Origin of the sequence: Streptomyces sp. CBMA291, assembly GCF_014596525.1 — a bacterium.
GTDB lineage: Bacteria > Actinomycetota > Actinomycetes > Streptomycetales > Streptomycetaceae > Streptomyces.
Genome location: NZ_MSJP01000003.1, coordinates 79,254 through 90,315 on the forward strand (window position 1 = coordinate 79,254; position 11,062 = coordinate 90,315).

Consider the following 11,062-nt stretch of genomic DNA (forward strand, 5'->3'; position numbering starts at 1 on the left):
ACCTGGAGGTCGTGTTGTTGATCCGCCGTCAGCGTCCGGTCGTCGCCGTCGCCGCCCTGTCCGCCGTCGCCGTACTCGCCCTGACCGCCTGCGAGTCGACACCCGGCGGGGACGCGCCTCGGTCGGCGCCGAGCGGGAACACGGTGGTGGTGCCGGGGAAGCCCGGCGGACCGGCCCGGCGGGTGTCGCCGGAGGAGGCGGCGCGGCTGCTCCCGGACGAGAGCCCGAACGGCGCGGACTTCCGGTACGCGCAGATGATGATCGCCCACCACCGACAGGCCCTGACCATGACGGCGCTGGTCCCCGAGCGGGCGGACTCCCCCCGGGTGAAGAAGGTGGCCGAGCGGATCGCGGCGGCGCAGGGGCCGGAGATCGGCGCGATGGAAGGTTGGCTGAAAAACAACGGCGGTCCGCGCGCCCTGTCGGGCCACGACCACGGCGCGATGCCGGGCATGGCGACCGAGGAGCAGCTGGGGCGGCTGAGGGACGCCCGGGGCAAGACCTTCGACGCCTTGTTCCTGAAGCTGATGATCACTCACCACGAGGGGGCGGTGACGATGGCGACCGAGGTCCTGAGCCAGGGCAACAACGTCCTGGTGGAGGAGATGGCGAACGACGTGATCGCCCAGCAGACCGCGGAGATCCAGCGGATGCGGTCGCTGTAGCGGGCCGGCCGGGCCCCGTACCTCCGGCCGGCTGAGCCCCTCTCCTCCGAGGAGGTCGCCGTGGCGGGCCCTTCCCCGGGGAAGGGCCCGTCCGCCGGGAGGTCGTCAGCGCGCGGCTTCCTCCCCGGCCGCCCGGGAGTCGGCGGCGGCCAGGACGGCGGCGAGGAGTCCGGGGAAGAGCGCGTCCAGGTCCGCGCGGCGCAGGGAGTTGAGCTTGGCCGTGCCCCGGTAGGTCTGCCGGATGACGCCGCCCTCGCGCAGGACCCGGAAGTGATGGGTCGAGGTGGACTTGGTGACCGGCAGGTCGAAGCACGAGCAGCTGAGTTCGGTGTCCTCGCGTGCCATCTCCCGCACGATCAGCAGGCGCACCGGATCCGCGAGGGCGTGCAGCACGGCTTCCAGGCGGATCTCCTCGCGCTCGGGGTGGTCGAGGGCGCGGGCACTGGTGGCGGTCGTCATGGCGGCGGCTCCACTTCTTCCGGGACGCCTCCCATTGTACGAGGACTCTCGTAGTTTGACAGGTGCCGTACTACGATGAGTACCGTACTAGCGTCCTTCGAGGCATCCGAAACGGAGTCCGTCATGAGCGCCGCCCTGTTCGAGCCGTACACCCTGCGTTCCCTCACCGTGCCCAACCGGGTCTGGATGGCGCCCATGTGCCAGTACTCCGCGGCGACGACGGGCCCGCTCACGGGCGTCGCCACGGACTGGCACTTCGCCCACTACGCCGCCCGCGCCACCGGCGGCACCGGACTCATCCTGATCGAGGCGACCGCCGTCTCCCCCGAGGGCCGGATCAGCCCGGCGGACCTCGGCCTCTGGAACGACGCCCAGACCGAGGGGCTGCGCCGGATCGCCTCCTTCCTCAAGGAGCAAGGCACCACCGCCGGGATCCAGATCGGACACGCCGGACGCAAGGCCTCGTCCCAGCGCCCCTGGGAGGGTCGCGGCGCCCTCCCCCAGGACGGCACCGGCTGGCAGACCGTCGCCCCCAGCCCCCTTCCCTTCGCCGAGGACCGCCCCGTTCCGGCCGAGCTGACCCCGGAGCGGATCCGGGAGGTCACCGGCCAGTTCGCGGACGCCGCCCGCCGCGCCCTCGACGCGGGGTTCGAGGTCGTCGAGGTGCACGGCGCGCACGGCTATCTCATCGGCGAGTTCCTCTCCCCGCACAGCAACCACCGCACCGACGAGTACGGCGGCTCCTTCGAGAACCGGACCCGTTTCGCCCTGGAGGTCGTCGACGCCGTCCGGGCCGTCTGGCCCGAGGAACTCCCCCTGTTCTTCCGCATCTCGGCCACCGACTGGCTCGCCGAGCACGGCTGGACCGTCGACGACACCGTGCGCTTCGCCGCGCTCCTCCGCGACCACGGCGTCGACCTCCTCGACGTCTCCAGCGGCGGCAACGGCGGCCCCGCCCGCATCCCGACCGCCCCGGGCTACCAAGTGCCCTTCGCGACCCGGGTCAAGGAGGAGACCGGGCTGCCGGTGGCCGCCGTCGGGCTGATCACCGAGAGCGCGCAGGCCGAGACGATCCTCGCCGAAGGCGCCGCCGACGCCGTCTTCCTCGGCCGGGAACTGCTCCGCGACGCCTCCTGGGCCCGCCGCGCCGCCCGTGAACTCGGCGCCCGGACCCACGAGGCACCGCCCGCGTACGCCTGGGCGATCTGACCCCACCGGTCCCCCGCGCGCCCCTCACACGGCCCCCTCCGGCCCCACGCGCCACGCCCCACCATCCCCACCGTGCCCGTGCGCCCCACCCCGCCGCCCCCGGGGCCGCGCGCGGGCCGGTCGCGCGGAACCCCGGAATCCCCCTGCCTTGATCAAGAACCGTATTCGAACTCAGGTATTGTGAGCGGTCTATCCGTTCGCTACGATCACAACCCTCAACGGCCGGAAGTCCGCTTTTCACAGGGGGCATTGTGGGTGCGTCAGCGTCAGCAATATCCCCCGAGCGGGAATCCTGATGGGCGAGGCCGAAGAGGCGTTAAGACCCTCCGGCCCCGAATTATCGAAAGAATCCCCCCGCTCTCCGTTCCGAAGACGGGACTTCTCGCTCTTCTGGCTCGCCGGGGCCGTCGACGGTCTCGGCACCTGCGCTTCCTCGCTTTTCCTTCCGCTGATCCTGCTGGGCGCCGGATACTCCGCCGGGCTCGCCGGACTCGTCGGCTCGACCGCCCTGATCAGCGGACTCGTGGTCTCCCCGGTCGCGGGCGTGTTCGCCGACCGCCGGCCCCGCAAGCCGATGATGTACGCGGCGGCCCTGACCGCGGCCGCCGCCATGGGATCGGTCTTCGTCGCCGTGGCCCTCGGCCGGGTCGTCCTCGTCCACGTACTCCTCGCCGCCGTGGTCGAGCAGGCGGCCAGCGCCACCTACGGGGCGGCCGCCTCCGGAACGATCAGGCGCCTCGTACCGCCCGGCGAGTACCCCCGGGCGATCGGCCTCCTCCAGGCACGCGACCAGGCCGTGCAGATCGTCGGACCGTCCCTGGGCGGCGTCCTCTACCAACTGGCCCGCTGGGTGCCGCTGCTCGCCGACGCGGTGTCGTTCCTGCTGGTCGCCGCCGCGACCAAGGCCATCCGCACAGACCTGACACCCGAACGGGAAGGCCCGGCAGGCTCCTTCACCCGCGACCTCTCCGAGGGGCTGCGCTTCGTGTGGGCCGAACCCTTCCTGCGCTTCGTGGTCGTGTGGACCGCGGGGATCAACGCCCTGCTCGGCACCCTCTACTTCCACGCCGTCTTCACCTCCCACGACCAGGGCGCGAGCCCCTCCTCGATCGGGCTCATCCTCACCCTGGCCGGCGTCGGCGGACTCCTCGGCGCGCTCGCCGCACCCTGGCTGGTCCGGCGGATCCCGGCCGCCCGGATCGTGACCGGCGCCTCCTGGGCCATGGTCCCGACCGCCGCCGGACTCGCCTTCGCCTCCCGGACCTGGACCTACGGGCTGCTCCTGAGCGGGGTGTCGCTGATCGTGCCGTCCGTCGTGGTCGTCCTCCAGACCCGGGCGATCCTGGTCACCCCCGACCGGCTGCTGGCCCGGATGGGCACGGTCCTCGGCACCGCAGGGCAGGCCGTCGCGGTCCTCGCGCCCGTGGCGGCGGGGGTCCTGGTGGCCTCGTACGGCGGCCGCCCGGTGGCCTGGGGCTGCGCGGGCGCGTTCGCCGCACTCGCGCTGTACGCGACCGTCCGCGCCGGACTCGTCGTCAAGGAGGCGCCGTGACCCCGCCCCCGCCCCCGAAGACGGCCGCCCGCACCTACGGCGTCTACCGGCCGGTCCTGCCCGTGACCAGCCCCCGCGACCCGGACCGGATGGTCTACACCGGCGACGCCGACGGCCGCTGCGAGATCTTCACCTGGGACCGCTCCACCGGCACCGGACGACAGCTGACCGACCGACCGCACGGCACCCTGCTCTGCGCCCTCGACGCCGAGGACGCCGTGTGGTGGTTCGACGAGGACCCGGGCGGCAGCGGCGCCTGGCGCACCCAGGACTTCGACGGCGGACCCGACCGCCCGGCCCTGGCCGGAGTGCCGTACGGGCGGCCCGCCGGTCTCGCCCTGACCGAGGCGGGCACGGTCGCCGTCGGCATCCGGGACCCCGAGGGGTTCAGCGTGCACCTGGGGCGGCGCGGCGGCACCGGCGTCCCCGTCCTGCGTACGAAGGAGTCCGGCACCCTCTGCGACCTGTCCCCGGACGGCGGGCTCCTCGCGGTCTCGGGACCCGCCCACTCCGCGCGGGCCGTGACCCTGCTGGCCCCGGACGGAACCATCGTCGACGTGCTCTCCGGGACCCGCGAACGCACCTGGGCCCTCGGCTTCGCCCCCGCCGCCGCGAGCCTGCCCGAAGCCGAAGCCGGGACCGCGCCCGCGTCAAGCTCCGCGACCGGGCCCGCGCCCGGCCCCTCGGCGACCGCACCCCCGTCCCCACCCGCCCCGGGCTCCTCCCCCGGCCGCCCCCTCCTCCTCGTGATGCGCGAGCGGGACGGCCGCTACCACCTGGGCACCTGGGCCCCCGGGCGCGGCCTCGACCTGCTCCCCTGGTGCGCCTTCGACACCGAGACGACCGCCCGCTGGTACCCCGGAACGGGCCGCCCCCGGGTCCTGCTCCGGCAGGACCGGCACGGCCGCAGCCGGCTCTTCACCGCCGACCTGGACCGCCGCGAACTGACCCCGGTACCCACCCCCGAGGGCAGCGTCCTGGACGCCGTACCCGCCGCCGACGGCGACGTCCACTTCCTCTGGACCGACGCCGTGAACGTACCGCGCGCGCTGTCCCTCTCGGGTGCCTCGCTCCCCGGGCAGAGCCAGTGGCGCCTGCCCCGCTTCGGGCAGCGCCAGGACCTGTGGACACCCGGCCCCGACGGACCGGTGCACACCTTCGTCACCACCCCCGCCGACCGGCCCGCCCCGTATCCGCTGGTCTTCCTCGTCCACGGCGGACCGGCCGACCACGACCGCGACGCCTACGACCCCATGGTCCAGACCCTCGTCGGCTCGGGATACGCCGTGGCCCGGGTCAACTACCGGGGCTCGACCGGCTACGGACCCCGCTGGCGCTCCGCCTACTCCGAGGGCGTCGGGCACACCCAGGTCGCCGACCTGGTGCGGGCCAGGGCCGAGCTGATCGAGCGGGGCATCGGCCGGGAGGGCGCCGTGGGACTGTGCGGCACCTCGTGGGGCGGCTATCTGACCCTGCTCGCCCTGGGGACCCGGCCGGAGCTGTGGGACGCAGGGGTGGCGGTCAAGCCGCTCGCCGACTGCGTCACGGCCTTCCGGCACTCCACGCCCGCCCTCCAGGCGCTGGACACCGCGCTGTTCGGCGGCACCCCGGACGAGGTCCCCGAGGCCTACGCCCACGCCTCCCCTTCCACGTACGCCTCCGCCATCCGCGCACCGCTCCTGGTGGTCGCCGCGCGCCGGGACGCCAAGTGCCCGCCGGAGCAGATCGAGGCGTATCTGGACGTGCTGCGCGCGGGCGGCGTGGCCCACGAGCTGATGTGGCTGGACTCGGGCCACGACGGCTACGACGGGGCCGACCACCTGGCCGTGATCACACGGTCCCTCAGATTTCTCGGCCGCGGGCTGCCTCCGGCACCCGCACCGGCCGAGCCGTCCTCGCACCGGGAGAGGGGGTGAACATCATGCAGAAGGACATCATCCACGGCGACCCGCTCGAGGGCGACGAGGAGAGCCGCAAGCCGGGCGTCGGCGTCGTCGTCTACCTCCGCTCCGCGGAGGAGATGGAGGACGAGGGCAAGTAGCACCGAGGGACCGGTCCCGCACCCGTGCGGGACCGGCTCCCCACCCACCCGACCCGACCGGTCACACGAGAAGAGGCGAGCCATGCGCGTACTCCTGGTGAACATGCCCTGGGCCCCGATCGACCTCCCGTCGCTGGCTCTCGGAATTCTCAAGCGCAGTGTCGACGAGCGCGTCCCGAACGGCACGGCGGACGTTCTCCACGCGAATATCGAATACGTGGACTGGATCACCAGCAACACGGAATTCACCCTTGAGGACTACTCCTACTACTCCCTTGGCTCCTATTTCCTCGGCTGTGGCGACTGGGTGTTCTCGTCCGCCCTTTACGACGACCCCGGATGGCGGGTCCAGGAATTCACCGACGCGATGCGCACCCGGGTGCGCGGGCCCCGTATGGAGATGACGAAGGCACTCCACACGACCGCGCCCGATTTCGTCCGTCACATCGCCGAGCGCATCGTGGAAATCGCCCCGGACGTGGTCGGTTTCACCTCGACGTTCCAGCAGAACACCGCCGCCCTCGCGGCGGCGAAGTACGTGAAGCGTCTCGCCCCGCACATCGCGACGGCCATGGGCGGCGCCAACTGCGACGGCAAGCAGGGCGAGGCGGTGCACCGCAACTTCCCCTTCGTCGACTACGTCCTGCGCGGCGAGGGCGAGGTGTCGTTCCCCGCCCTGCTCAACGCGCTGGACGCCGGAGAGCCGCTGTCGCAGGTCCCCGGGCTCTGCTGGCGCGACGCGGACGGCGCCTCCGTGGTCAACTCCATGAACACCCGCCCGCTGCCGCCCGCCGCGATCCTGCCGCCGGACTACTCCGGCTACTTCGAGCGGCTCGCCGCCTCCCACGCCCGGCACTGGGTCGAGCCCAAGCTGGTCGTCGAGGGCGCCCGGGGCTGCTGGTGGGGCGAGAAGCACCACTGCACCTTCTGCGGACTGAACGGCTCGTTCATGGAGTTCCGCAGCAAGAGCCCGGACGTCTTCTACGACGAGATCATGGAACTGGCCCGCGAGCACCGGATCCTGGACATGTACGTCGTCGACAACATCCTGGACATGGGGTACGTCAACACGGTGCTGCCGCGCATCATCGACAGCGGCTACGACCTGCGCATGCACATCGAGATCAAGTCGAACATGCGGCAGGGGCAGCTCCAGACCCTCGCCGACGCGGGACTGATCTTCGTCCAGCCGGGCATCGAGAGCCTCAACAGCCGGGTCCTGACCCTGATGGACAAGGGCGTGACCGGCGGCCAGAACGTCCGGATGCTCCGGGACGCCGCCACCGTCGGCCTCTCGGTGGCCTGGAACTATCTGCACGGCTTCCCCGGCGAGGACCGCGAGGACTACGACGACGTGGTGGACCAACTGGCCGCGCTCGAACACCTCAACCCGCCGGTGGGCCCGTCCTCCCGGATCGCCATCGAACGGTTCAGCCCCTACTTCAACAAGCCGGAACTCGGCTTCTCCGAACTGCGCCCGGCCGAACCGTACCGGCTCACCTACGACCTCCCCGAGGACGAGATGCTGGACCTGGCGTACGTCTTCGACGTGCCGCCGCGCGGCATCGGCGAGGACGTCGTCGCCCGCCTCGACGAGGCCATCGGGCACTGGCGGCGGAACTACGCCGGCAGCCGTCTCACCCACTGCGACCTGGAGGACCGGATCGTCCTCGTCAGCAGGCGCCGGGCCTTCGACTGGACGCACCTGGAACTGACCGACCCGCTCGAACTCGCCTTGTTCCGGCTGCTCGACCAGCCGCACACGGTGAAGGCGGCCGTCCGCAAGCTGGGCAAGGACCACACCCTCGACGAGGACGGACTGCGCGGGCTGCTCGCGCGGTGGCGGGCGCTCGGGGTGGTCTTCGAGGACGGCGGACAGTTCGTGCAGATCGCGCCCCCGGCGCGCAACGAGGAGTTCCTGCGGATCGACTTCATGCGGCACACCGCCGCCCGCGAGGCCGCGCTCGCCGTGCCGACCGCCTGACGACCGCCCGACGGAGAGACGACGATGACTCCTGCACTCACCGGCCCCGCGCCCTTCACCGTGACCGCCTCACGCGACTACGACCCCGAGGTGGGCACGCTGCCCTCGATGGCCCTGGGCCGCTACGAGATCGACATGTCCGGCGCCGAGGCCGCCCGGCGCCTGTTCGCCGCCGGAGCCCGGCATGTCACGCTCCCCCGCCCGGTCGACGTGACCGACCCCGCCGACGCCGACTGGACGGTCCGGGCGCTCGCCTTCGTGGGCGACCTGTCCAGCCTGGCCGTCTCGGTCGACTGGCAGCTCCACACCGGTCCGGACCCCGACGCCTGGCGCCACTACGGCCACCTCCACCCGCCGACCGCCGTCCTCGGCACCGACGCCCCCGCCGCGACGGCGCTCGCCTGGCGCGCCACGTACTACATCTGCAAGTGCGTCTACCGGTACGGCCCCGGCTTCGTCCAGGTCCGCGACCGGCGCTACGGGGAGCTGCGCCGGTTCACCATCGACGAGCCGGAGTACCACGAGGCCATCGAGAGCCTCGCCGACGGCGCGTCCGTCGACGCGGTGCCCCGGCCCGTCCTGGACGACCTCCTCTCCGAGAGCCTCGCCTTCCGCTTCGGCGACCGGCTCTGGTGGGCCCCGTACCGGGTCCGCCGCTGGTCGGAGGCGCCGCTGGTGATCTGAGCCCGTCCGGGTGCCGGGCGTACGCGCGTACTCCATGGCGGTCACCCTCGGCTCGGTTCCGGTGGCACGGGGTGTTCCGGAAGGTCGTCGTCGGCACACGGGTGCAGACTGGCCCGTATCCGAGACAACGGCGTCCTGAAGGTGGCAGCCATGCCCGACGTACTTCTCACCGTGGGCACCCGCAAGGGGCTCTTCATCGGTCGCAGGCAGGCAGGACGCTGGGAGTTCGACGATCCCGCCTTCCCTTCTCAGGCGGTCTACTCGGTCGCCGTCGACACCCGCGGTCCCTCCCCGCGCGTCCTGGTCGGCGGCGACAGCGCCCACTGGGGCCCGTCCGTCTTCCACTCCGACGACCTCGGCCGGTCGTGGACCGAACCGGCCCGGCCGGCGGTGAAGTTCCCCGAGGACACCGGAGCCTCCCTGGAGCGCGTCTGGCAGCTTCACCCCGCGCCCGCCCACTCGCCCCGGGTGGTGTACGCCGGGACGGAACCGGCCGCGCTCTTCCGGTCGGCGGACGGCGGCGAGTCCTTCGAACTCGTCCGCCCGCTGTGGGAGCACCCCACCCGGCGCCACTGGGTGCCCGGCGGGGGCGGCGAGGCGGTGCACACCGTGGTCACCGACCGGCGGGACCCGGACGCGCTGACGGTCGCGGTGTCGACCGCCGGGGTGTTCCGGTCACGGGACGGCGGGGCGGACTGGGACCCGTCGAACGACGGGGTGTCGGCCGTGTTCCTGCCGGACCCGCACCCCGAGTTCGGCCAGTGCGTCCACAAGATCGCCCAGGACTCGGGCGATCCCGACCGGCTCTACCTCCAGAACCACTGGGGCGTCTACCGCAGCGACGACGCCGGGGTCCACTGGACCGACATCGGCGCGGGGCTGCCCTCCGATTTCGGCTTCGCGGTCGCCGCCCACCCGCACCGCCCGGACACCGCGTACGTCTTCCCGATCACGGCGGACTCCGACCGGGTCCCGGCCGGGCGCCGGTGCCGGGTCTACCGGACGACCGACGCCGGGGAGACCTGGGAACCGCTCGCCGAGGGGCTGCCCCGGGGCGACCACTACGGCACGGTGCTGCGGGACGCGCTGTGCACGGACGACGCCGACCCGGCGGGCGTCTACTTCGGCAACCGCAACGGCGAGCTGTACGCGAGCGCCGACGACGGCGACAGCTGGAGCCTGCTCGCCGAACACCTGCCGGACGTCCTCTGCGTCCGGGCGGCGGTCGTCTGAGCGTCCGCGTGAAGCAGGGCCGGTTCACACGGAACCGGGGCCGCGGGCACGGACAGGGGCCGTACCGCGCGGACGCGGAAGGCACGTAGGCGCGGGCAGGAGGCCGTGGGAACGGGCAGGCGGGCCTGCCCCGGCTTCAGGGCAGGCGCCAGTCCACCGGCTGCGCGCCCTGTCCGAGCAGCAGTTCGTTGGCGCGGCTGAACGGCCGGGAGCCGAAGAAGCCCCGGTCCGCCGACATCGGCGAGGGGTGCGCGGACTCGATCGCGGGCAGGTCGCCGAGGAGCGGGCGCGCGTTGCGCGCGTCCCTGCCCCACAGGATCGACACCAGCGGCTTGCCCCGGGCGGCGAGCGCGCGGATCGCCTGCTCGGTCACCTCTTCCCAGCCCTTGCCCCGGTGGGCGGCGGGCTTCCTGGGGGCGGTGGTGAGCGCCCTGTTGAGCAGCAGGACTCCCTGGCGGGTCCACGGGGTCAGGTCGCCGTTGGACGGCCGGGGCAGTCCGAGGTCGGTGTGCAGCTCCCGGAAGATGTTCTCCAGGCTGCCCGGCAGCGAGCGGACCTCGGGCGCGACGGCGAAGCTCAGACCGATGGCCATGCCCGGGGTGGGATAGGGGTCCTGACCCACGATCAGGACTCTCACCTCGTCGAAGGGCTGCTGGAAGGCCCGCAGGACGTTCTGCCCTGACGGCAGATACGTCCGGCCCGCCGCGATCTCCCCCCGGAGGAAGTCGCCCATCTCCGCCACACGGCCACCGACGGGGCTCAAGGCCTCCGCCCAGCCGGGCTCCACCAGTTCGTTCAAGGGTCGCGCTGCCACGGTCGGCCACTCTACCGGCCTACAGTGACACCGTGAACGAGCCCACCGTGCCCCCCGAGCACGCCGAAGCCGTCGAATCCTCCTCGGTCACCGCGCCCTCCGCGCTTCCCTCCGGCGGGCTCTCCGAGGGTCTCGTGGTGGGAATCGACTCCGGCGGCTCCGGGCTCCGGGTGGCCCTCGCCGGGGCCGCCGACGGCACCGTCCTCGGTGTCCGCGCCTCCCGGGAGCCGGTGCCCACGGGCCCCGGCGGGATCTCCGCCCGGCACTTCCTCGGTCAGGTCCTGCCCGCCGTCGCCGCCCTCGTGGAACCGCACGGGGCGCGCCCGCTGCTCGCGGTGGCCGTGGGCGCCGCCGGGATGGCCACCCTCGGCGACGAGTTGCGGGCCGAACTGCCCGGGGCGCCGGCCGGGGCGTGGGGGGT

General features: G+C 73.0%; 10 protein-coding genes and 1 pseudogene. 9 read left to right on the top strand and 2 right to left on the bottom strand.

What is annotated here, in order from left to right; translation table 11 throughout:
- The first annotated feature begins 17 nt into the window (after positions 1–17).
- Positions 18–665, top strand: a complete 648-nt coding sequence (locus BU197_RS00615; RefSeq protein WP_411158425.1) for a DUF305 domain-containing protein — start codon at positions 18–20, stop codon at positions 663–665.
- Between the two features lie 105 nt (positions 666–770).
- On the opposite strand, the gene BU197_RS00620 is transcribed toward BU197_RS00615, so the two are convergent.
- Positions 771–1,124 carry an ArsR/SmtB family transcription factor gene (locus BU197_RS00620; protein ID WP_188266152.1) on the bottom strand — a complete coding sequence of 118 codons (354 nt, stop codon included), beginning with the start codon at positions 1,122–1,124 and terminating at the stop codon, positions 771–773.
- A gap of 123 nt (positions 1,125–1,247) precedes the next feature.
- On the opposite strand from BU197_RS00620, the gene BU197_RS00625 reads away from it, so the two are divergent.
- The 7 genes from BU197_RS00625 (at position 1,248) to BU197_RS00650 (ending at position 9,827) form a co-directional block, all read left to right on the top strand.
- Entirely contained in the window at positions 1,248–2,333 is a 1,086-nt protein-coding gene (locus BU197_RS00625; RefSeq protein WP_188266153.1) for an NADH:flavin oxidoreductase/NADH oxidase, read from the top strand.
- 295 nt (positions 2,334–2,628) lie between these two features.
- On the top strand, positions 2,629–3,885 hold the full coding sequence (locus BU197_RS00630) for an MFS transporter (RefSeq protein WP_188266154.1): 1,257 nt from the start codon (positions 2,629–2,631) through the stop codon (positions 3,883–3,885).
- Between the two features lie 89 nt (positions 3,886–3,974).
- Positions 3,975–5,801, top strand: coding sequence for an alpha/beta fold hydrolase (locus BU197_RS00635; protein WP_188266164.1), 1,827 nt, complete (start codon positions 3,975–3,977; stop codon positions 5,799–5,801).
- Positions 5,798–5,926: a hypothetical protein gene (locus BU197_RS30900; RefSeq protein ID WP_262928217.1), complete on the top strand. Its 129-nt coding sequence runs from the start codon at positions 5,798–5,800 to the stop codon at positions 5,924–5,926. The genes BU197_RS00635 and BU197_RS30900 overlap by 4 nt, the downstream gene beginning before the upstream one ends.
- Positions 5,927–6,008: 82 nt before the next feature.
- Positions 6,009–7,910, top strand: coding sequence for a RiPP maturation radical SAM C-methyltransferase (locus tag BU197_RS00640; protein WP_188266155.1), 1,902 nt, complete (start codon positions 6,009–6,011; stop codon positions 7,908–7,910).
- A 24-nt stretch (positions 7,911–7,934) separates the two neighbouring features.
- Positions 7,935–8,594, top strand: a complete 660-nt coding sequence (locus BU197_RS00645; RefSeq protein ID WP_188266156.1) for a DUF5825 family protein — start codon at positions 7,935–7,937, stop codon at positions 8,592–8,594.
- Positions 8,595–8,744: 150 nt separating this feature from the next.
- Positions 8,745–9,827, top strand: coding sequence for a WD40/YVTN/BNR-like repeat-containing protein (locus BU197_RS00650; RefSeq protein ID WP_188266157.1), 1,083 nt, complete (start codon positions 8,745–8,747; stop codon positions 9,825–9,827).
- A 136-nt stretch (positions 9,828–9,963) separates the two neighbouring features.
- Here the strand turns inward: BU197_RS00650 and BU197_RS00655 are convergent, their stop codons facing one another.
- The gene (locus tag BU197_RS00655) at positions 9,964–10,641 is read right to left on the bottom strand and encodes a uracil-DNA glycosylase (protein WP_188266158.1); all 678 of its coding nucleotides are present in this window, start codon (positions 10,639–10,641) and stop codon (positions 9,964–9,966) included.
- Positions 10,642–10,673: 32 nt separating this feature from the next.
- On the opposite strand from BU197_RS00655, the pseudogene BU197_RS00660 reads away from it, so the two are divergent.
- Positions 10,674–11,062 (top strand): annotated as a pseudogene (locus BU197_RS00660) (ATPase); the annotation flags it as partial.